We start from the raw sequence: 21,525 nt of genomic DNA on the forward strand, positions 1-21,525 counted from the left end.
ACACTATGTGCCGGTGGTCGTGAATCCAAGCGCGACGGGCGCCGACCAGGTGACCCTGGCGGCGCCCGTCGGGCGGTGTCGTCAGGCGGCGGTCTGCAGCTCCCGGACGGGGACGGGGGTGCGGACCACGACCGGGGCGGCGTTGTCCTGGGCCGCGGTGAGGTGCGGGCGCAGCCGGATCGACATGACGACGATCAGCAGGGTGGAGCCGGCCATCGCCGCGAGGTAGAGCGGCCAGGTGCCGGAGCCGACCAGCAGCACGCCGACGGCCGGGCCGACCGCGATCGCGATCTGCTTCACCAGGGCGTACCCGGCGTTGTAGGTGCCGAGCAGCCGGGCCGGGGCGAGCTCGGCGACCATCGGGCCCATGGTGGGGGCGAGCAGCGACTCGCCGACACCGAACAGGGCGTAGATCGAGACGATCGCGACCGTGGCGGCCATGGTCTCGGTCCGGATCAGGCCGGCGACCAGGGCCATCGCCCAGGCGCCGAGCCAGACCACACCGGCCGCGGCCATCGCGGTGGTGCGGCGGCGGCGGGCGGTGATCCGCACCACGAACATCTGCAGCACCACGATGGTGACGGCGTTGGCGCCGATCGCCAGGCCCAGGGTGGAGGGCGCGGTGCCGACGGTGTCGGTGGCGAAGGCCGCGACGCCGGACTCGAACTGGCCGTAGCAGGCGAAGAAGATCAGCCCGGCGAGCACGCAGAGCCGCAGCATCGCCTTGTCGGTGACCAGGGCGCGCAGGCCCTGGGGGCCGTCCGTCCGCTCCTGGACCGACACCGGGGCCGGCGCCGGGATCCGGGCGGAGCCGGTGACCAGGGCCAGGCCGAGGAAGGTCACGGCCTCGATGGTGAACAGCCGGGTCAGGCTGGCCGGGTCGGCGACGTCGACGATCTGGCCGCCGACCAGCGCGCCGATGCCCATGCCCAGGTTGATCAGGGTGAACTGCAGCGCGAACGCGTGCGACCTGGTCGCGGTGGTCGAGCAGCGGACGATCATCGTGGCGAGCGCCGGCTGGCAGGTGGTGACACCCGCGCCGAACAGGAAGGACGAGACCAGCAGGGCCGGGGTGCCGGTGGCGTGGCCGAAGGCGAACGCGCCGGTGGCGGCGAGCGTCGCGCCGGCCAGCAGCACCGGGCGCGGGCCGTACCTGTCGATGCCGCGGCCGGTGAACGGGAGCACGGCGAGCGCGGCCAGCGCGAAGACGGTGAACACCATCCCGGCGGCCAGCGAGCCCAGGCCCCGCACCTGGTCCACGTACACGAACATGTACGGCATCGTGAATCCGCTGCCGAACGCGCTGAGCGCGTTGCCGATCTGGACGCGGCGCAGCGGGCCGCCCGCCCCATGACGCCGCTGCCTCTGCTGCTTCACCGTGCCGGTCACCGTGCACACCCCTTCACTAGTTTCGCTGGATACTCTTAAGCCCAGAAGATTTCAGAGCTAAAGTCTTAGCATCCGGAAGAGTGTGGAGTCAAAGGCTTAAGGAGTGCACCGCTTCATGCGACACTGGTCCGCATGACTGCAGAGAAGCCCGCCCCGGCCACCGCCAACGAGCTGGGAGTCGCCGAGCAGGTGGCCGTCTACCAGCGGGAATTCCCCACCGTGGACCCACAGGTGGAGACCATCGTGCAGACCCTCTCGCGGGTCGCCCGGCGGATGGGCGTGGCGTACGGCCGGCAGCTGAATGTGCTCGGGATCACCTCCGCCGAGTGGGAGGTGCTCAAGGCCCTGGTGGTCGCGGGCAGCCCGTACCGGCTCGGCCCGGGCGAGCTGGCCAAGCGGCTCGGACTCACCCCGGCCGCGATGACCCACCGGATCGACCGGATGGTCGCCGAGGACCTGGTCACCCGGGAACGGGACGAGGCCAACCGGGTCCGGGTGATCATCGAGCTGACCGAGAACGGCCGCGACAAGTGGCTGGAGTCGATGCGGATGGCCGCCGGCTTCGAGGAGGAGCTGCTCCAGGACCTCGCCGGGGAGGAGCGCACCGAGCTGTCCGCGCTGCTGGCCCGGATGCTGCGGCGGATCGAGGAGACCCAGCCCGACGCGCTGGGGCGCACCGACGACCTGGCCTGACCCGGCCCGCACACCTGCCCGCACACGCGGAAGTCCGGCCCGCCGGGGGAGCTCCCCCGGCGGGCCGGACTCGTGGTGCGAGGGTCCGTCAGGCCCTCAGATGTACGGGCGGGTCAGCCGCCCGGTGGTACCGGCCTCAGCAGGGGCCGTTGTCGGTCCAGACGCCCCACGCACCGCTGGCGGCCGGGTCGTCGCCCTTGGTCCACCACTTGTTGGTGTAGAAGTGGCCCTTCCAGGACACCTTGGTCGAGGTGGCGTAGGTGGCGGCCGCGTCCCAGCTCGGGGCGCCCGAGCAGCCGGCCGGGGTGGTCGGCGGCGTGGTGGGCGGCGTGGTCGGCGGGGTCGTGGGCGGAGTGGTGGGCGGCGTGGTCGGCGGGGTGGTCGGCGGCGTCGTGGTCGGCGGGGCCGGGCAGGACGCGGACGAGCCGTTGGTGGCCTGGACCATCTTGTCGAACAGCGCGGTCTTGGTGCCCAGGTCGTACAGCGAGAAGGCGAAGGAGCCGCCGAGGCCGTTGCAGTGGGCGTAGTCCACCTTGGCCTGGATCGACTTGGCGTCCTCGCCGGACCAGAAGGTGTTGCCGTCGTAGAAGTACGTGGCCTTCGCCGTGTCGTCCCAGAAGGTCTTGGACGGGTTGTCGACGAAGCCCGTGAGCTCCTTGTACATCTGGATGCCGGGCATGTTGCCGGACATCGCGGCGCCGGTGGCGGGCGCGGCGGCGGGCTGGAACAGGCCGTTCTGGCCGTTGTTCGCGACGCCGGTCCAGCCGCGGTAGTAGAACGGCACACCCATGTTGATCTTGTTGGCGGGGAAGCCGCCGGGGATGCCGTACTCCTTGTCACCGACCGTGTACGCCTTGATGGCGCTGTCGATCGAGTACTTGCCGCTGCCCGGCTTGACGGGGGTGCTCGGGTCGTTCGGACCGGAGTACAGCGGGGCCTGGTGGTTGGTCGGGCCCTTGGCGTCCCAGCCACCGTGCATGTCGTAGGTCATGACATCGAGGAAGGTGAGGTACGGAGCGATCTTGTCCGTCTCGATGTTCATGATCTTGTCCTGGCCGGCGCCGACCGCCGCCGCCGTGGCGTAGGTCCTGCCGTCGGCCTTGCCCTGCGCGTCGAGCTGCGTGCGCAGCTCCTTCAGCAGCAGGGTGAAGTTCTGCTTGTCGGCCGGGCTGGAACCGTTGCCGGTGTGGCCGCCGCCGCCCGGGTACTCCCAGTCGATGTCGATGCCGTCGAAGATGCCGGCCGCCGAGCCCGGGCCGCCGTAGCCGGCGTCGACCGGCAGGTTGCCCTTGATGAACATGTCGATGCAGGACGAGACCAGGTGCTTGCGCGAGGCGTCGGTGGCGGACGCCGCCGAGAAGTACTTGGAGTAGGTCCAGCCACCGATCGAGAGCAGGATCTTGAGGTTGGGGTTCTTCGCCTTCAGCTTCTTCAGCTGGTTGAAGTTGCCCGCGATCGGCTGGCCCCAGGCGTCGCCGACGCCGTCGACCGAGATGTCCGGGCCGAAGCTCTTCTGGTAGTCGGCGAACGCGTCGGCCGCGCCGTCACCCGCGTTCGGGTTGTTGTCGTCCTGGCTGGCGGCCTTGGTCGCCTGGAAACAGCCCAGGTCGGTCGGGCTGATGTTGGCGAACGAGTAGATCAGGTAGTCCAGGTTCCCGGCCACGCCGGTGTCCTGGATCGTCTTGGGGTAGTACGCGTTGCCGTAGATCGACCACTGGTCGAAGTAGGCCACCTTGAGGCCGCCGCTGGTGGCGGGCGCGCCGGTGCTGTTGGTGACGGCGGCGTTGGCCGCGGCGCCACCGCTGAGCGCGAGGCCCGTGCCGAGCAGCAGCGAGGCGGTCGTGCCGGCCGCGAGGGCGGCCAGGCTCTTCGGGCGGCGTCGACGGCCGCCCTGCTGGGCCGGTGCCCCGGCCCTTTCGATACGTGAACGGAGCATGGGTGCGTGACTCCTTGTTGTGGGGGATTCCGCCGCCCTGGCGAACCCGTACGGGGTGGGGCCGTACGACCAGGGCATGACAGAACGGGGGAGGGAATCGAGCGGAAACATGCCTGACGGACGCCGGGATATGCCGAACCGGCGCCAGCGGTACGGACCGCTGACGCCGGTTCAGGGGCTCCCTGCACCTGGGGATTAAAATGGACTAGACCAACTCCCCCGTCAAGGGGTGATGTTGACGCTTGAGCCGCCGTTAAGGTTCACCCGCCCCGGCCGCACCGCCGCTGACCTGCGGGTGAGCGGCGGCGCGGGACCGGGTGACGCGGGTCAGTACCGGACGGCGTTGGACACGACCGCCTTGACCGTGCCGGTGAGGTCCCGGTTGCTGCGCGCGGTGGCCTGGGCGCTCTGCCCGGCGGCGACATCCGACACGGTGACCGCCGTCGCGTCCAGCACGTTGCCGGAGGCGTCCGTGAAGTTGATCTGGATGACGTACCGGTTGGCCTGCTGCTCGGGGTTGGTGACGGTGAGCGGCACCTCCGCCTTGCCGTCCGGGGTCGTGGTCACCGCCCCCGCGGCGACGTCCGCCTTGGCGTCCAGGCCGCCCTTGACGCCCGCGATCGCCGAGGAGGCCGCCGCCTCCGCGGAGGCCACGGCCGAGGAGAGCCCGCCGGCCGCGGCGCCGGCCGCCGAGGAGAGCCCACCCGCGGCCGAGCCGACCGCGGAGGCCGCGGCGGAGGCGGCGGCGGAGATGGCGGAGGCGGCGGCGGAGGCCGCGGCGGAGGCACCCTTCTCCACCGCGGAGGCGATGGCACCGTTCGGCTTGCCCCTGGACGAGCAGCCGGCCAGTGCCGCCGCGCCGAGCACGGCCGCGGCCAGGGCGGCGGCCACGGCCCGGCTCCGGTGCCGGACCGCGGGGGCGGTGACGTCCTGCGCGGTCACCCGCACCGGGGCGGTCGGCCGGCCGGTGGTGGTCGTCCTGGTGGGCGGCTGGCGATCCATGGGGTCCTCGATTCTGCCCGGCGCCGGGCTGCCCGGCACACTCCACGCCCACCCTCCGAGCCCCGGACCGGGTCCGCCAGCAGGGCTGATACGTACGGGTGAGGGCCCGACGGCTTGCTGACATAGCGGTAGAACTATTAATTTTCTGGATTATCGGACTTGTTGATCTCTCCCAGCCCCCCAGGAGCCTCAGCGTATGGGCCAGCACCGCCTCCCGAAAACCCGCAACCGGCAACGCATTTCCGCCCTCACCCTGACCGCCGGGGGTGCCTTACTGCTCTCCGGCACCGTCGCCCACGCGGCGCCCTCCACCCCGGCCCCCGGGGCCAAACCGTCCCTGGAACAGGTACAGCGCGAGGTCGACGCCCTGTACGAAGAGGTGGAGGTCGCCACCGAGCAGCAGAACGGACTCCAGGAGCGCCAGCAGCAGCTGGAGGCCCAGGCCGGCACCTTCCAGCAGCAACTGGCCGACCAGCAGGCGAAGATCAACACCGTGCACGAGTCGCTCGCCACGGTGGCCGGGGAGCAGTACCGCACCGGCGGCATCGACCCCACGGTCAAGCTGATGCTCAGCTCCAGCCCCGAGGACTACCTCGGCCGGGCCGGCCTCCAGGAGGCCGCCACCGCCGACCAGTCCGCCACCCTGGTCCGGCTCCAGGCCGACCAGCGCAAGATCGACCAGCTGCGCACCGAGACCGCCGCCCGGCTCGCCGAACTCGACGGCAACCGGGCCCAGTTGGCGGCCAAGAAGACCGAGGTGCAGGCCAAGCTCGCCAAGGTGCAGGGCATCCTGAACGGCCTCAAGGCGGACGAGCGGGCCAAGGTCCTGCGCGAGAACCAGCAGGCTGCCGCCGCCGCACAGCAGGCCGCCTCCCGCGGCACCAACCGTTCCGACGCCCCGGGCAGCAACGGCGAGGGCGCCTCCGGCACCCCGCAGTCCGCCCCGGCGGCCCCGTCCGCCGGCCGGGCCAAGGACATCCTGGCGTTCGGCTACGCCCAGCTCGGCAAGCCGTACGTCCGGGGTGGCGTCGGCCCGAGCGGCTTCGACTGCTCCGGACTGACCGTCACCGCGTACGCGGCGGCCAATATCAAGATCCCGCGCACCTCACAGGACCAGTACCGGATCGGCACCAAGATCTCCCGGGACCAGCTGCAACCCGGTGACCTGGTGTTCTACTACCCGGACATCCACCACGTGGGCATCTACGCGGGCGACGGCAAGCTGCTGCACGCCCCCCGTACCGGCAAGAACGTCGAGGTCGTCCCGCTCGACAGCATGCCGTACGCGGGCGCGGTCCGGGTCTGACCCGGGCCCCGGCCGGAGCGGGACGTCGGCCGGTCCGACGTCCCGCTCCGGCCGGGTGGCCGTACGGAGGCGGGACCGGTCCTCAGGACAGCCCCGAACCCTCCTCGCGCGCCACCTCCTCCGCCTCCACGGCGGACCGCTCCTCGCGCAGCCGCACCACGTGCCGGCGGCGGGCCACCACGCAGTACGCCGAGGCCGCGCTCGCCACGAACGACACCGCGCCGATCCACGGCCGGTCGAGGACGTGCCCGGCCAGATGGTCCAGCGAGTACCGCCCCGCACCGGACACGCCCAGCGCCAGCCCGGTCGCGCCGAGGAACGCCGGGTACTCGTAGCCGCCGGACGTCATGAAGAAGCCCGCCGGGGCGTGCACCGCCACCGCCCCCGCCATGGTGCCGGCCACCACCGCACCGGCCGCCGGCGTCGCCAGCCCGGCCACCAGCAGCGCGCCGCCACCCGCTTCGCCGAGGCCCGCCGCCAGGGCGTTCTGCCGCCCCGGGTGGAAGCCCATGTGCTCCATCGCCTTGGCGGTGCCCTCCAGGCCGGCGCCGCCGAACCAGCCGAACAGTTTCTGGGTGCCGTGCGCGATCAGCACCCCGCCCACAGCGCCGCGCAGGGCCAGCAGACCGAGATCCTTGCGGTTCAGACACATGTCGAATCCTCGTTCCAGCGGAGGGTGGTCCGGCTTCCATCCCAGCCGAAAGGGCGAGCCGGCTCGACTCGGGACCGCCATCCGGGCGAATATCGAAGCAGTGAGGAGTGGAGTCCCGATGACCCGGCGGCAACCCGAGTACCGGCTGGGCGGCGGCACGATCACCGACCGCGAGGCCTTCTACACCGCCCTGGGGGCGGCCCTGAACGGCCCCGGCGGCTACTACGGCGGGAACCTCGACGCGCTCGCCGACTGCCTGCGCGGCGGCTTCGGCCCCACGCCCCCGTTCACCCTGGTCTGGCGGGACGCCGGCATCGCCCGCAGCCACCTGACCGGCACGGTCTTCCTCGGCGAACGCGCCCTGAGCTACTTCGACGCGATCCTCGACACACTCCGCGCCGGAGGCGTGGCGGTCGATCTGCGGTAAATCGCCCCGGTCATGCTTGCCCCATGTTCGTCTTCAACCTGAGCAGCGCTTTCATCGCCTTCTTCGCCGTCGTCGGTCCGCCCAAGGTCCTGCTGTCCTTCGCCCGGCTCGCCTCCACCCGCACCACCGGGGAGCTGCGCAGGCTGGCCGCCTGGAGCACGATCATCTCCGCCGTCGTCGGCCTGCTGCTCGCCTTCAGCGCGGACTTCGTCACCTCGCTGTTCCACATCTCCGACCAGTCCCTGCAACTGGCCGGCGGCGCGATCTTCTTCATCTACGCCCTCGCGCTGGTCCTGGGCATCCACCTCGGCGGCGGCGACGAGGACACCGAGCACCTGCCCAACCCGCTGGTGGACGGCATCCGCGAGCTGCTGCTGCCCTACATCGCGAGCCCGCTCGCGGTGACGGCGGTGCTGGTGGGCTCGCTCGCCAAGAACGACTGGGGCTGGCGCGTCACCGTCGCCGGGGCGTACATCGCCGTCGTGGTGATCAACTACGTCTGTGTGGCGCTGCTCGCCCCGCTGATGCAGCGCACCCACCGCACCTCGCTGGAGGTGCTCTCCCGGCTGCTCGGCCTGCTGCTGGCGGCGGTCGGCGTGGAGCTGTTCCTGACCGGCCTGGCGGGCCTGGGCCTGCACCTGCCCGACGGGCACTGAGCCCGCCCGGCGGGCGCCGCGGCGGTCCGGCTCAGCCGGCGGCCAGCAGCTCCAGGACCTCGCCGATCCGCGCCCGGACCAGCGGGTCGGCGGCCAGGCCGTCCGGGCCGACGTCCTTGCGGTCCAGCGGGACCCGGACGCAGGCGTCCGCCACGAGGGCGGCGCCGGTGTAGCGGAGCACGGTGCCCAGCGCGGCCTCGGCACCCTGGCCCCGGCCCGGTGCGGCGGCGTTGATCCAGCCGACCGGCTTGTCCGAGATCTCGATCCCGCCGACCGTCCAGTCCAGCAGGTTCTTGAACGAGCCCGGCAGCGTGCCGGCGTACTCGGGGGTACAGATCAGCAGCGCGTCGGCGGCCTCGATGGCGGCCCGCAGCTCGACGACCGGCTCCGGCAGCGGGTCGGTGTCGTGGTCGGGGTTGAAGTGCGGCAGTCCGGCCAGCCCGGTGTAGTACGTCGTGGTGACGGACTCCGGCGCCACTGCGGCGGCGGTGCGCAGCACGGTCTCGTTGGTGGAGCCCGCGCGCAGGCTGCCGGGGATCAGGAGGACGTGACGGTTGATCGGCATGGCGATGAACCTACCGGCCGCTGCCGGAGCGTGTCCCACCACGTGCGTGCCCGGTCCGGGCCCGGCACTCTACGGCGCGACCACCGGCCGCCAGGGCACCGGGCTGGAGAGGATCATCGAGCTGGCCGGCTGGCCGTAGCCGCCGAGGCGGTCGATCAGCGCCTCGAAATCGGCCATCGCGGGCACCGCGACCAGCAGCACGCAGCAGGCCCCGCCGGTGACCCGGTGCAGTTGGAGCACCTCGGGCCAGCGGGCCACCGCCGGATCGCGCAGCACGCAGCGGGGGCCGTAGCACTGGAGCTGGACCAGCGCGGTGATCGGCAGCCCGGCCCGGGCGAGGTCGACGTGGGCGTGGTACCCGGTGATCACCCCGTCGGCCTCCAGCCGGCGCACCCGCTCGGCGACGGCGGGTGCGGACAGGCTCACCCGGCGGGAGAGTTCGTTGTAGGAGAGCCGGGCATCGGCCTGCAGCTCGGCGAGCAGGCGGCGGTCGACGGCGTCCATGGCGGCTCCCGGCGGGTGGGTCGAGTGGCTGGATCCCGCTGTTTTGCGATCGTAAGGAGGACCGACGGAAAGACCTCTTGAACGATAAGCACGGATGCGGTTGCCGTGCCCGAAGCCCATTCAAGAACGGGCAGGGACCGCCGCACAATGGGGCCCCCGGCGGCGTCCGGGTCACCAGGAGGGATCACGATGGGGCACGACACGGTGGAAACACCCAACCTGTCGTTCGGTCGGGACGGGGAGCCGGGTCGAGGCACCCCGTACGCCCGCTACGTACGGCTGGAGGAGCTGCACAGCCTGCAGCACCCGCGCAGCGAGGTGCCGGCCGAGCTGTCGTTCATCGTCACCACCCAGGTGATGGAACTGCTCTTCGACCTGCTGCGGCACGAGTGGACGCTCGCCCAGCGGGCGCTGCGCGAGGACGACCTGCCGGCCGCGCTGGCCGCGCTGCGGCGCGGCACCCACGTCCAGGACGTGCTGGTGGAGTCCTGGGACCTGCTGGCGACCATGACCCCGCAGGAGTTCAACGCCTTCCGCCCGGTGTTCGGCGAGGCCTCGGGCTTCCAGTCCTCGGCCTTCCTGCACCTGGAGTTCCTGCTGGGCAACAAGAACGCCGCCCTGCTGCGGATGTACGACGAGGCGCCGGGGACGCACGCCGAACTGACCGCGGCGCTGCGCTCCCCCGGCCTCTACGACGACGCGCTGGCGCTGCTCGCCCGGCGCGGCCTGGCGCTGCCGGTCGGGCCCGCCGAACCGTCCGAGCAGCGGTACCGGGCCGAGCCTGCGGTGGAGGCGGCCTGGCGGCGGGTCTACACCGAGCCCGGGTTCGCCGACCTGAAGGCGCTCGCCGAGGCGCTGCTGGACGTCGCCGAGCGGGTGACCCGCTGGCGCCGGCGCCACCTGGCGGCGGTGAAGCGCTCGATGGGCGCCAAGCCGGGCTCGGGCGGCTCCAGCGGCCTCGCCTGGCTGCGCAGGTCCGCCGAGCAGGACGTGTTCCCGGAGCTGTGGACCGTCCGGGACGAGCTGTGACGACGGAACCGACGGTGCTGCCGGGGCTGACGGAGCCGGAGAGAAAGGGACCCGCCGTGATCACGCGCGAGGAGTGCGCGGCGCTGGACGCCGCCGACCCGCTGGCGGACTTCCGCCGGGAGTTCGCCCTGCCCGAGGGCGTCGTCTACCTGGACGGCAACTCGCTCGGCGCGCTGCCGGCCGGCACCCCCGAGCGGGTGCGGCGGGTGGTCGAGCAGGAGTGGGGCCGGGAGCTGATCCGCAGCTGGAACGACGCGGGCTGGTTCGAGCAGCCGTACCGGCTGGGCCGACGGATCGCGCCGCTGGTCGGGGCCGAACCGGACGAGGTGGTGGTCTGCGACACCACCTCGGTGAACCTGTTCAAGGTGCTCGCGGCGGCGCTGCGGCTGCGCCCCGGCCGCCGCACCGTGCTCGGCGACGGCGCGGCCTTCCCGACCGACCTGTACATCGCCGAGGGCGTGACCGGCCTGGTCGAGGGCGCCCGCAGCGTGCTGGTCGCGCCGGAGGAACTGGACCGGCACCTGGACGGCGAGGTCGCCGCCGTCGTCCTCTCCCATGTGGACTACCGGACCGGCGAGTTGCTGGACCTGCCCGGGATCACCGCCCGGGTGCGGGCCGCGGGCGCCCTGATGATCTGGGACGTCTGCCACTCGGTGGGCGCACTGCCGGTCGAACTCGGCGCCGGCGGCGCGGACTTCGCGGTCGGCTGCACCTACAAGTACCTGAACGGCGGCCCCGGCTCGCCCGCCTTCCTGTACGTGGCGCGGCGGCACCAGGCCGCCGCCGCCCAGCCGTTGAGCGGCTGGTTCGGGCACGCCCGCCCGTTCGCCTTCGAGCCCGGGTACGACGCCAGGGCGGGCATCGGGCGGTTCCTGACCAGCTCGCCCTCGCTGCTCGGCCAGGCCGCGCTGGAGGCGAGCCTGGACGTCTGGGAGCGCGCCGACCTGGGCGCGGTGCGGGCGAAGAGCCTGGCGCTGACCGATCTGTTCGTCGCCCTGGTGGAGGGGCTGGACGGGATCGAGGTGGCCACCCCGCGCGAGCACGCCCGGCGCGGCAGCCAGATCGCCCTCCGGCACGCCGACGGCTACCCGGTGGTGCAGGCGCTGATCGCACGCGGGGTGATCGGGGACTTCCGCGCCCCGGACCTGATGCGCTTCGGCTTCACCCCGCTCTATCTCACGTACACGGACGTCTGGGACGCGGCCCGGCACCTGGCCGGGGTACTGGAGTCCGGCGAGTGGCGGCAGGAGCGGTTCGGCCGGCGCGGCGAGGTCACCTGAGGGCGGGATCACCCTCGCCGCCCGCACCCTGGGCCCGGCCGGGCCGGTGGCCTGCCGCGCGTGGGCGGGGCTGGTGCGACTCCGGCCGGGGTTCGGCGGCGGTGAACCTGGGCAGGCTGATATTTGACTGGTCATCATACTGCAGGAGGGGACGCATGGACCTGGAACTCGGCCCGCTGATGCCCGGACCTGCCGAGCTGATCGTCGGTCTGGTCTGCTTCTTCCTGCTGTTCTGGCTGCTGGGCAGGCTGCTGCTACCGCGGGCGGAACGGGTGCTGGCCGAGCGGCGGGATGCCATCGAGGGGCGCACGGAGCGGGCCGAGGCCATCCGGGCCGAGGCCGAGCGGACCCTGGACACCTGCCGGCAGGAGCTGGCGGACGCCCGGCACGAGGCCGCGCGGATCCGCCAGGAGGCCACCGGGCAAGGTGCGGCGATCATCGCGGCGGCCCGCGAGGAGGGCATCCGCGAGCGCGACCGGCTGGTCGCGGAGGCGGGCGCCCGGATCTCCGTGGACCAGGCGCTCGCGGCGGTCTCGCTCCAGGCGGAGGTCGGCGAGCTGGCGGTCGAGCTGGCCGGACGGGTGGTCGGCGAGCCGCTGGCCGCCGTCGCCGCCCGGCGCGGCACCGTGGAGCGGTTCTTCGACGAGCGCTGAGCCGGAGCCTCGGCGCCCCTCGGGTACCTGCCGCGAGGACCGGCGTCCCGTCGTCGCGGGGTACGGGTCCTCGCCCCGCCGGGCAGAAGGCGGCTCTGGCGGGGCGCAGGGAACTCAGCGGTCCGTCAACACACGGGCTTGGGCCTCGACGGCATGCTCTGCATGTCGCACACCGCCTTCGGGTTGTAGTAGGCGGCGGCGCTGCCCGCCGTGCCGGCGCCGATCCCGATCAGCGCGACGAGGACGCCGGCCGCGACGGCCGCCCGGTGCTTGCGGGTGCGGGTGGTGGTACGAGCCACAGACGGTCCCTCTCCATGGGCCGGCGCCGGATCGATCGGCGCCGACAAGCGGTGAAGCGGCCCCTCCGGTGAGGGGCGACGGACCGAGGATCACCCGTCCGGACCGAGAGCGGGAGGTCATGCCGCGCCCTTGCCGACCCGGCGAATCCATGCCGCGGGGCCGACAGGCTCGACCGACCCCTGGTGATCGCGCGACACCACGATGAACAATCGTTGACGTGGACCCCTCCGGCGCTCTCCGTGACTTCCTGCTCTCCCGCCGGGCCCGGCTGCGGCCCGACGACGTCGGGTTGTCCGGCCACGGGCCGAGGAGAGTCGCCGGGCTGCGCCGCGAGGAGGTAGCCGAACTGGCGGCCGTCAGCCTGGAGCACTACATCCGGCTCGAACGCGGCCACGCCTCACAGGTGTCGGACGCCGTCCTCGACGCCGTCGCCGACGCCCTCCGGCTGAGTCCGGGCGAACGCCGGTACCTGCACAGCCTCGCGCGGCCGCCCGCCGGACACGAGAAGACGAGCCGCGCCGGCGTCCGGCCCAGTGTGCAGCACGTCCTCGACTCGATGATCGACACACCCGCCTACCTGGTCGGCCCGGGCGGCACCGTACTGGCCTGGAACCGGCTGGCGTCCGCGGTCTTCGCCGACTTCTCCCGGATCCCCGCCGGGCAGCGGACCGTCGGGCGGCTGGTCTTCACCCACCCCCGCGCCCGGCGCCTCTACGCCGACTGGGAGGCGAAGGCCCGCGAAGCCGTCTCCTACCTGCGGACCGAGACCGGAAAGCGGCCGCATGACCCGGCCCTCGCCGACGAGATCCGGCAGCTGACCGCCCGGAGCGAGGACTTCCGCCGGCTCTGGTCCGAACAGCTCGTCCTCGAAACCACGCACTCGACCGTCCGTCTGATCTGCCCGCCGTTCGGCCGGCTGGAGCTCTCCTGGGAGACCCTCCGGCTGACCGACAGCCCCGACGAGGTCGTACTCGTCTACACGGCCGCCCCCGGATCCCCCTCCGCCGAGGCGCTGCGCACACTGTCCCGCGCCGCCGGCATCACCCCGGCACCGGCCGACCGGCGCCCGCGGGGATGCTGAGCGCCGGGCCCGGCCGGATACGACGACGGTCAGGCGGCCCGGTTCGGGAACCGGGCCGCCTGACCGTCGTTCAGTACTGTCGAGCCGCCGGACAAGCCCTAGCTGTGGCGTCCGCGGCGACGGGCGGCCAGGACGGCCAGACCGCCGAGGCCCAGCAGGCCGACACCGGCCAGGCCGAAGACGACCGGCGCGTTGCCCGCTCCGGTCGACGGAAGCTCACCGCCACCACCGGGGTGGTGGCTGTTCGAGTGGTGGCCGCTCGGGTGGTGGCTGGTCGGCGCGGGGCTCGACGAGGTCGGGGACGCGCTGTGGGACGCGCTGTGAGACGGGCTGTGGGACGCGCTCGGCGAGGTCGGGGAGGACGACGGCGAGGTCGGCGACGAACTGGGCGACGTCGGGGAGGACGACGGCGAGGTGGGGGACGCGCTCGGCGACGTCGGGGAGGACGACGGCGAGGTCGGCGACGCGCTCGGCGACGTGGTGCAGTCCGGCAGGTCCCCGTCGAACGGGTAGCTGTGGATCTCGTAGCCGCCGCTGCCGGTCTGGATCAGGTTGCCCGCCAGGTACACCCGCCCGTTGAGACCGGGGGTGGCGATCGTGGTCGTGCCGCCCACGTTGCCCGCCATGACCGAGCCCTGGAACTGCGCGCTCCCCAGGATCTGCGCGTTGGTGGAGGTGGGGAAGTTCCACATCAGCTTGGAGCGCATGTCGGTGGTCGGGTCGCCCGGCAGACCGGTACCGGTGTAGGTGTTGATGATGGCGTTGTCCGACAGCATGTTGACGACGACGGTGGCGCCGGCCGGGATGTTGTTGAAGACCAGCCCGATCTGCTGGGTGGCCGTGCCCAGGTTTCCGGTGACGTTGAAGACCTGCCGCATGCTGGTCCCGTCACCGGTGAAGGTCGCCTCGCTGTTGGTGACCGCGACCGTGCCGGTCGCGGTGGCCTGGCCCGCGCAGGTGGAGGCCTCCTCGATCTGGGAGAGCACCGCCTGGTAGGGCGCGGCGGCGTTCGGGTCCTTGATCGCCTGACCGGTGGGGTCGATGTTGACGATCCCGGAGAGCGTGCCGGCGTAGCGGAGGTTGCCGAACGCCGGGCCGGTGGAGTCGCTGCCGCCGATCAGGATCTGGTTGCCGGTGACCACGTCGACGTTGCCGCCGACGGTGACGAAGTCGCTGCCGTTGGGCGGCACGACGCGCGAGCCGACGCCCACGACGCCCATGTTGAAGGCGCCGCCGCCCTGGCTCTTGTCGACGGTCAGGTTCCCCAGGGTGACGATCTTGCCCTCGGCCTCGGCGGCGCGGCCGTTCACGGTGTAGTTGCCACCGGTGAAGATGTTGATCGTGGAGTCCCGGCCGGTGAAGTCGCCGTTGTTCGGCGGCGGCCAGGTGGCCGGGCAGTCGGGCCCGGTGCAGGCGCCCAGCGGCGGCGCCAGCGGGGCGGCCGAACCGACCGTCAGCACCGCGGCCATCGGCAGCACGGCGAGCGTGGTGGCCACCGCCACCCGAACGGCCCGACGCCTGCGGGCCGTCGGCGGACTTTTCACGGCGGTCGTTCTGTGATCCGGCGTACCGGTGCCCTGACCCATCGACACATTCCTCCGCACATGGAAAAGGGCAGGCCTCACAACTCCTGCCACGTTTTCGTCCGATCACCGGGTAATCCCGGCCGATCCGGGACATCCAACCCCAAATCGGACTATCTATACCCTACAGACCATCAGGCGTGATATGGAAATCATCCGGCCGGCGCAGCGGCCCCGTCCTTTCGCCGACCCCGCTAGGTTGGGAAGCATGACTTCCGAGGACCTGGACCAGAACGCCCCGCTCGCCGCCGTCGCGGCCAGCGCCGACGTCCTGCGGCACCCCGAGGCCGGCGAGCACCTGCTCACCGCCGTCGAGCTCGAGCGCGCCGCGCGCTTCCGGCACGAGTCGGGACGGGTGGACTTCACCGCCGCGCACATCCTCGTCCGGCTCTGCGCCGCCCGGCTGCTCGGCGTCCCGGCCGCCGGGCTGACCCTGGCCCAGAACTGCCCGGACTGCGGGAAGGGCGACCACGGCAAGCCGTACCTGCCGGACCACCCGGGCGTGGAGGTGAGCCTCTCGCACACCAAGGGCGTGGTCGCGGCCGCCGCCGGACATCAGCCGGTCGGCGTCGACGTCGAGCTGTCGACGCGCGGCGGATCGCTTCTCCCGGTCGCCCAACGGGTACTCGCCCCGGCAGAGTTGCGCCTGGTCGAGGCGCACCCGGAGCCGGATCGGGCGTTCCTGCGGCTCTGGGTACGGAAGGAGTCGCTGATCAAACTCGGCCGGACCAGCCTGGACACCCTCGCCGCCGTCGACCTCTCCGCCCTGCCGCTCGACGTCCCTCCGGGTGCGCCGCTGCGCAGCCGCTACCAGGACCTCCACCTGCTCGACTGGGCCGACGAGGACCTGGGCGGCGCGGCCGTCTCGGCCGTGAGCACCGTCGCGCCGCGGGTGGTCGCGCTGACGCCGCCGACGGCCCGCTGAACAGCCCGCGAAGGACGGCCACCCGACCGGCGGGGCCCCGGATAAGCGGTGTTAGCGTGCGTGCTCAGGGCTTCGGAACCGGACGCCCCGGCTGCCCGCGCCGGGTGTGCCCGTCGCGCAGCCCGACGTCGGATTAAGGGTGTCCCCGCCATGGCCAAGTTCCTGCTGAGCCTGCACGTCCTCGCCTCGGTGCTGTTCATAGGCCCGGTCGCGGTGGCCGTCAGCATGTTCCCCCGCCGGGCCAGGGCCGCGCTCGCCGGCGGGCCCGACGGGGCGGCCGACGCGGGCGTGCTGCGGGTACTGCACCGGATCACCCAGGTCTACGCGCTGCTGGGGATCGCCGTCCCGGTGATGGGCATCGGCGTCGCCCAGGTGATGGACGTGCTCGGGCAGTCCTGGATGATCGTCTCGATGGTGCTCACGGCCCTCGCCGCGCTCTCGCTGCTGCTGTTCGTGCTGCCCGCACAGCAGGCGGCGGTGGACGCGCTCGACCTCGGCGCCGAAGACCCGGAACACGGCAAGGCCGTGCAGGGGCTGCGCCTGCTGCCGATGACGGCCGGGGTGTTCAACCTGCTCTGGGCGGTGGTCGTGGTCCTGATGATCATCCGGCCGGGCTCGACCACGGGCGTCTGAGAACGCCACGGTTCGGCCACTGCGGTCCGGTCTCCCGGTAGTACCGTCCTGGCATGACGACGGCGGAGACCGGAACCGGTACGGGCGTGGGGGCGCTGCTGCGCGGCTGGCGCGAGCGGCGGCAGCTCAGCCAGCTGCGACTGGCCCTGCGGGCCGACTCCTCGGCCCGGCACATCAGCTTCATCGAGACCGGCCGGTCCCGGCCCAGCCAGGAGATGGTGCTGCGGCTCGCCGAGCACCTGGACGTCCCGGTACGGGAACGCAACACGCTGCTGCTGGCGGCCGGTTACGCCCCGCACTACCCGGAGACCCCGCTCGACGACCCGGCGATGGACGCCCTGCGCGGCGGCATGGAGCGGCTGCTGGCCGCACACGACCCGTACCCCGCCCTGGTCGTCGACGGCGTCTTCCGGGTGCTGGCGGTCAACCGCTCGCTCGGCGTCCTGCTCGACGGGGTCGCCCCCCGGCTGCTGGCACCGCCGCTCAACGCGATGCGGATCACCCTGCACCCCGAGGGGCTGGCACCGCGGATCGCCAACCTGCGGCAGTGGCGGCGGCACCTGCTGGAACGGATGGAGCGCCAGATCGAGCTGGTCCGCTCGGCGCCGCTGCGGGCGCTGTACGAGGAGGTCAGCGCCTACCCCGAGCCCGCGAACCGGCTGCTGGACGACACCGACGAGGACATCGCCGAGCTCTTCCCGTTCGCGCTGCCGCTGCGGGTGGCGTACCGGGGGCGGGTGCTGTCGTTCCTCTCCACCGTCGCGACCTTCAACACCCCGATGGACGTGACCGTCTCCGAGCTGGCCATGGAGACCTTCCTGCCGGCCGACGCGCAGACCGCGGCGGTGCTCCGGGAGGCGGCGCCCCCGGAAGCGGTGCCCCGGGCGTAGCGCGGCCTGGTCAGCGGGAGAGCGCACCGGTCCGGCGCAGGGCGGTGAACTGCAGGGCTCCGAACAGGGCCACGACGGCGGCCTGCAGCGGGATCCAGACCAGCCCGGTGGTGGTCGGCTCCAGCCAGGCCGCCATCGCCACCAGGCTGAGCACCACCCAGGCCAGGTTGATGTCGATCACCGCCAGCACACCGAGCCGCGGCGGTCGCCGGCGGGCGGCCAGGACGCCGACCGCGGCACCGAACACCGCCAGGACGGCGCCGAGGCCGAGCAGGGTGGCGCGGCCTGCGCCGAGCAGGTCACCGAGCTGTCCGGGAAAGGCCAGATAGGCGAGGCCGTTGCCGCCGCTGACCACCGCGTCCAGGGCCAGGAAGCCGCGCAGGGCCTTCCACGGGGCGTCGACGGGGGTGAGGGCGGTACGGCCGCCGGGCAGGGTGTTCGCGGACATGGCGGATCAACCTCCGGGAGGAGTCGGGGCAGGGGGCCGGGGCCCGGCGCCGCGTTCGGCACCGGGTGCTCCCCACCCTGCCCGGCCGGCCGCCGGCCGTCGATTACCTCCGAGGTCATGCACCTCCGAGGTCATGGCCCACCGGGTCAGGCGTACGGCCCGGTGCGCCGAAGCGGTACGCCCCCCTCGGGCGCCGCCCGGCCCCCGGGGCGGGCCGGGTGGGCCGGGCCTCCGGCGTCCGCCAGGCCGAACAGCCGGGCGGCGTTGTCGTGGCAGACGGCCCGCAGCCACTCCTCCCCCAGGCCCGGCCGGGCCAGCGCGTCCAGCTGGTGAACGTACCGGTACGGAATGTTGGGGAAGTCGCTGCCGAGCAGGACCTGCTCCCGCAGGCCCCGCAGGCGCGGCAGTTCGGCGACCGGGAACGGGGTGTCGCGCTCGGCGAAGTCGGTGAACGCGATGGTGGTGTCGAGGCGGGCGCCGGGGTGGCGCTCGACGAGGTCGAGGAAGTCGGTGTACTCGGGCATGCCCAGGTGGGCGACCACCAGGTTGAGCCGGGGGTGGCGGGCGAGCACCCGGCCGACCGGACCGGGGCCGGTGTACTTGCCGGGGACGGGACCGGAGCCGCAGTGGGTGACCACGGGGGTGCCGGTCTCGGCGAGCAGGCCCCAGACCTCGTCGAGCAGCCGGTCCGCCGGGTCGTACCCGCCGACCTGGAGGTGCGCCTTGAACACCCGGGCCCCGTCCGCCAGGGCCCGTGCCACATAGCCGGGCGCGCCGGGCTCGGGGAAGAAGGTCGCGGTGTGCAGGCAGTCCGGGGTGCGGGCGGCGAAGTCGGCGGCCCAGGCGTTGAGCCAGCCGGCCATGCCCGGCTTGTGCGGGTAGAGCATCGAGGTGAACGCCCGGACGCCGAAGTCCCGCAGCCGCTGGACGCGTTCGGCCTCGTCCTCGCGGTAGGTGATCGGCCAGGGCCGGTCCACCAGCGGGCCGGCCCGATCGAAGTACGCCCAGACCTTGTCGAGGACGTTCTTCGGCATGAAGTGGGTGTGGACGTCGATCAGGCCGGGCAGGCCGAGGCCCTGCCAGAAGGCGCGGACCTCGGCCGCCTCCGCGCGCCGCCCGCCGGGGCCTTCCGGCCGCCCGGCGGTGGCGGCGCTCACGCGGGTACCGGACGGGCGCGGTCGATGATCGTCCCGACCGCGAGGCCGGCGGGCAGGGTGCCGAAGGCGGCGCCGTGGTCACCGCCGAGGCGGGAGGCGCAGAACGCGTCGGCCACCTCCGGACTGCCGTGGCGGACCAGCAGCGCGCCCTGGAAGGCCAGCGCCATCGACTCGACCAGCCGGCGCGTCCGGTACTCCAGGTCCGCCGTGTCCCCGAGCTGCTTGCGGAGTCCGGCGACGGCCGCGTCGAGCCGGCGGTCCGCACCGGCGGCCGCGTCCAGTTCGCCGAAGAAGGCCTCGACCGTCTCCGGGTGCTTGGCCATGGCCCGCAGCGCGTCCAGGGCGGCGACGTTGCCGGAGCCCTCCCAGATCGAGACCAGCGGCGCCTCCCGGTAGAGCCGGGGCATACCGGACTCCTCGACGTAGCCGTTGCCGCCGAGGCACTCCAGCGCCTCGGCGGCGTGCGCCGGACCGCGTTTGCAGACCCAGTACTTGGCGACGGCCAGCCCCAACCGCCTTACCAGCTCCTCGGTTTCGTCCCCGGCGAGGGCCCGGTCGGTGGACCGGGCAAGGCGCATCGCGACGGTGGTGGCCGCCTCGGACTCGACGACCAGGTCGGCGAGCACATTGCGCATCAGCGGCTGGTCGATCAGCTCCTTGCCGAACGCCCGCCGGTGGAGGGCGTGCTGGACCGCCCGGGTGGCGCCGAGGCGCATGCCGGAAGCGGCGCCGATGGTGCAGTCGAGCCTGGTCATGTTGACCATCTCGATGATGGTCCGCACACCCCGGCCCTCCTCACCGACCAGCAGGCCGACCGCGCCGTCGTACTCGATCTCGGCGGAGGCGTTGGACTTGTTGCCCAGCTTGTCCTTGAGCCGCTGGAGGAGCAGGCGGTTGCGTCCGCCGTCCGGGAGCACCCGCGGCAGCATGAAGCAGCTGAGACCGCCCGGCGCCTGGGCCAGCGTCAGGAAGAGGTCCGACATCGGGGCGGAGGTGAACCACTTGTGGCCGGTGAGCCGGTAGGTGCCGTCGGCGTGCGGGGTGGCGGTGGTGGTGTTGGTGCGGACGTCCGAGCCGCCCTGCTTCTCCGTCATCGACATGCCGGCGATCAGGCCGCGCTTGCCGTGCGGCTCGCGCAGCCCGAAGTCGTACTCGGTGGCGGCCAGCAGCGGCTCCAACTCGCCCGCCAGGGCCGGGTTCGCGCGCAGGGCCGGCACCGAGGCGTAGGTCATCGAGATCGGGCAGGTGTGGCCGGCCTCGACCTGGCTCCAGACGAAGAACTTGGCGGCCCGGGCGGTGTGCGCGCCCGGCCGTTCGTCGCGCCAGGGGGCGGCGTGCAGGCCGTGGCCGACGGCGGTGCGCATCAGTTCGTGCCAGGCCGGGTGGAACTCGACCTCGTCGATCCGGTGGCCGAAGCGGTCGTGGGTACGCAGCACGGGCGGATTCTCGTTGGCCAGCCGGCCCCACTCGGCGGCCTGCTCGGAGCCGGCCAGGCGGCCGAGTTCGCGCAGTTCGGGTTCGGCCCAGCCGGCGCCGGCCCGGTGCAGGGCGGCGAGCAGGGACGGGTCGGCGGCGGTGTCGTGTCCGTACGGCAGGGGCACCTGGTTGGTGACCTCATGCGTCGCTGTCATCGCGTCCTCCCAGGGCACGCAGGGTGAAGGAGACCAGGGCCGGGACCACCTCGGGCACGGTGCCGGAGGTGGCGGCTTCGGGGGTGGCGGCTTCAGCGGCTGCGGGGGCAGCGGCTTCAGGGGCTGCCGCGAGTGGGCCGGCCAGTGCCTCGGCGACCGCGCCGACCAGCGCGGCGGCGGTCAGCTCCGGCTCCTGGCGGGGCAGTTGGCCGGCCGCCACGGCGGCGGCGATCTCGGTGGCGATCACGTCGCGGAAGGCCCGCCGGAACACCAGCCGTTCGGCGTCCACGACGGCGTCGGCCGGCTCGACCAGCAGCGCGTAGGCGAGTACGGGCGCGCGCAGGGCGCGGGTCGCGAAGGTCTCGACCACGGCGGCGATCCGCTGTCGCGGGGTCTCCCGGCAGGCGACGGCGGCGGTGACGGCGGCGATCTCGCGGGTGACCACCCGACGGAACAGTTCGACGGACAGCTCGGCCTTGCCGGCGAAGTGCTGGTACAGGCTCCCGGTGGCGATCCCGGTGCGGTCCGCCACGGCGGCCATCGAGCAGCCGCCGTAGCCGCGCTCGGCGAGCAGCCCGACGGCGGCCTGCAGTACGGCCTCGCGCTGGGCGTCCAGGCGGGCTTGTACGGCGGGCGTGCGACGGTAGGCCATAGAAGTATTGAAGCACTGATTCACCGCTTCGGGGAGGGGTGCGCCCTGTGCGCCCGCGTACGCTCCACCCCGCGCGCCCACGGGAAGGGGCCGCCCGCCGGCCCGGTGCCGACGGGTGACCCCTTCGTGTGCG

Annotated in this window: 23 protein-coding genes; 11 read left to right on the plus strand and 12 right to left on the minus strand. The window is 73.0% G+C overall.

Annotation, left to right across the window (positions count from 1 at the left end):
* Positions 1 to 81: 81 nt before the first annotated feature.
* Positions 82 to 1,389 carry an MFS transporter gene (locus tag AB0P06_RS12065; protein ID WP_363607065.1) on the minus strand — a complete coding sequence of 436 codons (1,308 nt, stop codon included), beginning with the start codon at positions 1,387 to 1,389 and terminating at the stop codon, positions 82 to 84.
* 132 nt (positions 1,390 to 1,521) lie between these two features.
* Here AB0P06_RS12065 and AB0P06_RS12070 point away from each other — a divergent pair, with 132 nt between their 5' ends.
* Positions 1,522 to 2,082, plus strand: a complete 561-nt coding sequence (locus AB0P06_RS12070) for a MarR family transcriptional regulator (RefSeq protein ID WP_363607067.1) — start codon at positions 1,522 to 1,524, stop codon at positions 2,080 to 2,082.
* Between the two features lie 136 nt (positions 2,083 to 2,218).
* On the opposite strand, the gene AB0P06_RS12075 is transcribed toward AB0P06_RS12070, so the two are convergent.
* Both AB0P06_RS12075 and AB0P06_RS12080 read right to left on the minus strand, forming a co-directional pair.
* Positions 2,219 to 4,018, minus strand: coding sequence for a glycosyl hydrolase family 18 protein (locus AB0P06_RS12075; RefSeq protein ID WP_363607068.1), 1,800 nt, complete (start codon positions 4,016 to 4,018; stop codon positions 2,219 to 2,221).
* Between the two features lie 327 nt (positions 4,019 to 4,345).
* Positions 4,346 to 5,020 carry a hypothetical protein gene (locus AB0P06_RS12080; protein ID WP_363607070.1) on the minus strand — a complete coding sequence of 225 codons (675 nt, stop codon included), beginning with the start codon at positions 5,018 to 5,020 and terminating at the stop codon, positions 4,346 to 4,348.
* 196 nt (positions 5,021 to 5,216) lie between these two features.
* Here AB0P06_RS12080 and AB0P06_RS12085 point away from each other — a divergent pair, with 196 nt between their 5' ends.
* A complete protein-coding gene (locus tag AB0P06_RS12085; RefSeq protein ID WP_363607071.1) occupies positions 5,217 to 6,326 on the plus strand; it encodes an NlpC/P60 family protein in 1,110 nt (369 codons plus the stop codon).
* A gap of 82 nt (positions 6,327 to 6,408) precedes the next feature.
* On the opposite strand, the gene AB0P06_RS12090 is transcribed toward AB0P06_RS12085, so the two are convergent.
* Entirely contained in the window at positions 6,409 to 6,978 is a 570-nt protein-coding gene (locus AB0P06_RS12090; protein ID WP_363607072.1) for a DoxX family protein, read from the minus strand.
* A 118-nt stretch (positions 6,979 to 7,096) separates the two neighbouring features.
* Here AB0P06_RS12090 and AB0P06_RS12095 point away from each other — a divergent pair, with 118 nt between their 5' ends.
* Positions 7,097 to 7,405 carry a barstar family protein gene (locus tag AB0P06_RS12095; protein ID WP_363607074.1) on the plus strand — a complete coding sequence of 103 codons (309 nt, stop codon included), beginning with the start codon at positions 7,097 to 7,099 and terminating at the stop codon, positions 7,403 to 7,405.
* Positions 7,406 to 7,428: 23 nt separating this feature from the next.
* Positions 7,429 to 8,061 (plus strand): MarC family protein, encoded by a 633-nt coding sequence (locus tag AB0P06_RS12100; RefSeq protein WP_363607076.1) that lies wholly within the window; start codon positions 7,429 to 7,431, stop codon positions 8,059 to 8,061.
* Between the two features lie 31 nt (positions 8,062 to 8,092).
* Here the strand turns inward: AB0P06_RS12100 and AB0P06_RS12105 are convergent, their stop codons facing one another.
* Positions 8,093 to 8,626 (minus strand): NADPH-dependent FMN reductase, encoded by a 534-nt coding sequence (locus AB0P06_RS12105; RefSeq protein WP_363607078.1) that lies wholly within the window; start codon positions 8,624 to 8,626, stop codon positions 8,093 to 8,095.
* Between the two features lie 69 nt (positions 8,627 to 8,695).
* The gene (locus AB0P06_RS12110; RefSeq protein ID WP_363607079.1) at positions 8,696 to 9,130 is read right to left on the minus strand and encodes an Lrp/AsnC family transcriptional regulator; all 435 of its coding nucleotides are present in this window, start codon (positions 9,128 to 9,130) and stop codon (positions 8,696 to 8,698) included.
* Positions 9,131 to 9,319: 189 nt separating this feature from the next.
* Between AB0P06_RS12110 and AB0P06_RS12115 the strand changes: the two genes are divergently transcribed.
* The 3 genes from AB0P06_RS12115 (at position 9,320) to AB0P06_RS12125 (ending at position 12,092) form a co-directional block, all read left to right on the plus strand.
* The gene (locus tag AB0P06_RS12115) at positions 9,320 to 10,159 is read left to right on the plus strand and encodes a tryptophan 2,3-dioxygenase family protein (protein ID WP_363607080.1); all 840 of its coding nucleotides are present in this window, start codon (positions 9,320 to 9,322) and stop codon (positions 10,157 to 10,159) included.
* 56 nt (positions 10,160 to 10,215) lie between these two features.
* Positions 10,216 to 11,439, plus strand: coding sequence for a kynureninase (gene kynU / locus AB0P06_RS12120; RefSeq protein WP_363607081.1), 1,224 nt, complete (start codon positions 10,216 to 10,218; stop codon positions 11,437 to 11,439).
* A gap of 155 nt (positions 11,440 to 11,594) precedes the next feature.
* On the plus strand, positions 11,595 to 12,092 hold the full coding sequence (locus AB0P06_RS12125) for a hypothetical protein (RefSeq protein ID WP_363607082.1): 498 nt from the start codon (positions 11,595 to 11,597) through the stop codon (positions 12,090 to 12,092).
* Positions 12,093 to 12,217: 125 nt separating this feature from the next.
* Here AB0P06_RS12125 and AB0P06_RS12130 read toward each other — a convergent pair whose 3' ends face one another.
* Positions 12,218 to 12,391, minus strand: a complete 174-nt coding sequence (locus AB0P06_RS12130; protein WP_363607083.1) for a hypothetical protein — start codon at positions 12,389 to 12,391, stop codon at positions 12,218 to 12,220.
* Positions 12,392 to 12,609: 218 nt separating this feature from the next.
* On the opposite strand from AB0P06_RS12130, the gene AB0P06_RS12135 reads away from it, so the two are divergent.
* The gene (locus AB0P06_RS12135) at positions 12,610 to 13,473 is read left to right on the plus strand and encodes a helix-turn-helix transcriptional regulator (protein WP_363607084.1); all 864 of its coding nucleotides are present in this window, start codon (positions 12,610 to 12,612) and stop codon (positions 13,471 to 13,473) included.
* Between the two features lie 98 nt (positions 13,474 to 13,571).
* On the opposite strand, the gene AB0P06_RS12140 is transcribed toward AB0P06_RS12135, so the two are convergent.
* The gene (locus AB0P06_RS12140) at positions 13,572 to 14,969 is read right to left on the minus strand and encodes a choice-of-anchor A family protein (protein WP_363607085.1); all 1,398 of its coding nucleotides are present in this window, start codon (positions 14,967 to 14,969) and stop codon (positions 13,572 to 13,574) included.
* 295 nt (positions 14,970 to 15,264) lie between these two features.
* Between AB0P06_RS12140 and AB0P06_RS12145 the strand changes: the two genes are divergently transcribed.
* The 3 genes from AB0P06_RS12145 to AB0P06_RS12155 all read left to right on the plus strand — a co-directional run bounded on the left by AB0P06_RS12145 (position 15,265) and on the right by AB0P06_RS12155 (position 17,504).
* Positions 15,265 to 15,981: a 4'-phosphopantetheinyl transferase superfamily protein gene (locus AB0P06_RS12145; RefSeq protein WP_363607087.1), complete on the plus strand. Its 717-nt coding sequence runs from the start codon at positions 15,265 to 15,267 to the stop codon at positions 15,979 to 15,981.
* Between the two features lie 150 nt (positions 15,982 to 16,131).
* Positions 16,132 to 16,614, plus strand: coding sequence for a DUF2269 family protein (locus AB0P06_RS12150; RefSeq protein ID WP_363607088.1), 483 nt, complete (start codon positions 16,132 to 16,134; stop codon positions 16,612 to 16,614).
* A gap of 53 nt (positions 16,615 to 16,667) precedes the next feature.
* Positions 16,668 to 17,504, plus strand: coding sequence for a helix-turn-helix transcriptional regulator (locus AB0P06_RS12155; protein ID WP_363607089.1), 837 nt, complete (start codon positions 16,668 to 16,670; stop codon positions 17,502 to 17,504).
* A 10-nt stretch (positions 17,505 to 17,514) separates the two neighbouring features.
* Here AB0P06_RS12155 and AB0P06_RS12160 read toward each other — a convergent pair whose 3' ends face one another.
* The 4 genes from AB0P06_RS12160 to AB0P06_RS12175 form a co-directional block, all read right to left on the minus strand.
* Positions 17,515 to 17,952 carry a hypothetical protein gene (locus AB0P06_RS12160; protein ID WP_363607090.1) on the minus strand — a complete coding sequence of 146 codons (438 nt, stop codon included), beginning with the start codon at positions 17,950 to 17,952 and terminating at the stop codon, positions 17,515 to 17,517.
* A 146-nt stretch (positions 17,953 to 18,098) separates the two neighbouring features.
* On the minus strand, positions 18,099 to 19,109 hold the full coding sequence (locus tag AB0P06_RS12165) for an amidohydrolase family protein (protein ID WP_363607092.1): 1,011 nt from the start codon (positions 19,107 to 19,109) through the stop codon (positions 18,099 to 18,101).
* Positions 19,106 to 20,740 carry an acyl-CoA dehydrogenase family protein gene (locus AB0P06_RS12170; protein ID WP_363607094.1) on the minus strand — a complete coding sequence of 545 codons (1,635 nt, stop codon included), beginning with the start codon at positions 20,738 to 20,740 and terminating at the stop codon, positions 19,106 to 19,108. Before AB0P06_RS12170 ends, AB0P06_RS12165 begins: the two co-directional genes overlap by 4 nt.
* Positions 20,724 to 21,392 (minus strand): TetR/AcrR family transcriptional regulator, encoded by a 669-nt coding sequence (locus AB0P06_RS12175; RefSeq protein ID WP_363607096.1) that lies wholly within the window; start codon positions 21,390 to 21,392, stop codon positions 20,724 to 20,726. The genes AB0P06_RS12170 and AB0P06_RS12175 overlap by 17 nt, the downstream gene beginning before the upstream one ends.
* Positions 21,393 to 21,525: the final 133 nt, after the last annotated feature.

The organism is Kitasatospora sp. NPDC088351, assembly GCF_040685575.1.
Lineage (GTDB): Bacteria > Actinomycetota > Actinomycetes > Streptomycetales > Streptomycetaceae > Kitasatospora.

What these genes read in the sequence shown, in the direction of transcription:
- AB0P06_RS12175 (WP_363607096.1), bottom strand. Translation starts at nt 21,392, where the DNA reads ATGGCCTACCGTCGCACGCCCGCCGTACAAGCCCGCCTGGACGCCCAG.
- AB0P06_RS12085 (WP_363607071.1), top strand. Translation starts at nt 5,217, where the DNA reads ATGGGCCAGCACCGCCTCCCGAAAACCCGCAACCGGCAACGCATTTCC.
- AB0P06_RS12125 (WP_363607082.1), top strand. Translation starts at nt 11,595, where the DNA reads ATGGACCTGGAACTCGGCCCGCTGATGCCCGGACCTGCCGAGCTGATC.
- AB0P06_RS12115 (WP_363607080.1), top strand. Translation starts at nt 9,320, where the DNA reads ATGGGGCACGACACGGTGGAAACACCCAACCTGTCGTTCGGTCGGGAC.
- AB0P06_RS12075 (WP_363607068.1), bottom strand. Translation starts at nt 4,018, where the DNA reads ATGCTCCGTTCACGTATCGAAAGGGCCGGGGCACCGGCCCAGCAGGGC.
- AB0P06_RS12155 (WP_363607089.1), top strand. Translation starts at nt 16,668, where the DNA reads ATGACGACGGCGGAGACCGGAACCGGTACGGGCGTGGGGGCGCTGCTG.
- AB0P06_RS12095 (WP_363607074.1), top strand. Translation starts at nt 7,097, where the DNA reads ATGACCCGGCGGCAACCCGAGTACCGGCTGGGCGGCGGCACGATCACC.
- AB0P06_RS12150 (WP_363607088.1), top strand. Translation starts at nt 16,132, where the DNA reads ATGGCCAAGTTCCTGCTGAGCCTGCACGTCCTCGCCTCGGTGCTGTTC.
- AB0P06_RS12090 (WP_363607072.1), bottom strand. Translation starts at nt 6,978, where the DNA reads ATGTGTCTGAACCGCAAGGATCTCGGTCTGCTGGCCCTGCGCGGCGCT.
- AB0P06_RS12070 (WP_363607067.1), top strand. Translation starts at nt 1,522, where the DNA reads ATGACTGCAGAGAAGCCCGCCCCGGCCACCGCCAACGAGCTGGGAGTC.
- AB0P06_RS12100 (WP_363607076.1), top strand. Translation starts at nt 7,429, where the DNA reads ATGTTCGTCTTCAACCTGAGCAGCGCTTTCATCGCCTTCTTCGCCGTC.
- AB0P06_RS12170 (WP_363607094.1), bottom strand. Translation starts at nt 20,740, where the DNA reads ATGACAGCGACGCATGAGGTCACCAACCAGGTGCCCCTGCCGTACGGA.
- AB0P06_RS12145 (WP_363607087.1), top strand. Translation starts at nt 15,265, where the DNA reads ATGACTTCCGAGGACCTGGACCAGAACGCCCCGCTCGCCGCCGTCGCG.
- AB0P06_RS12110 (WP_363607079.1), bottom strand. Translation starts at nt 9,130, where the DNA reads ATGGACGCCGTCGACCGCCGCCTGCTCGCCGAGCTGCAGGCCGATGCC.
- AB0P06_RS12160 (WP_363607090.1), bottom strand. Translation starts at nt 17,952, where the DNA reads ATGTCCGCGAACACCCTGCCCGGCGGCCGTACCGCCCTCACCCCCGTC.
- AB0P06_RS12105 (WP_363607078.1), bottom strand. Translation starts at nt 8,626, where the DNA reads ATGCCGATCAACCGTCACGTCCTCCTGATCCCCGGCAGCCTGCGCGCG.
- AB0P06_RS12080 (WP_363607070.1), bottom strand. Translation starts at nt 5,020, where the DNA reads ATGGATCGCCAGCCGCCCACCAGGACGACCACCACCGGCCGGCCGACC.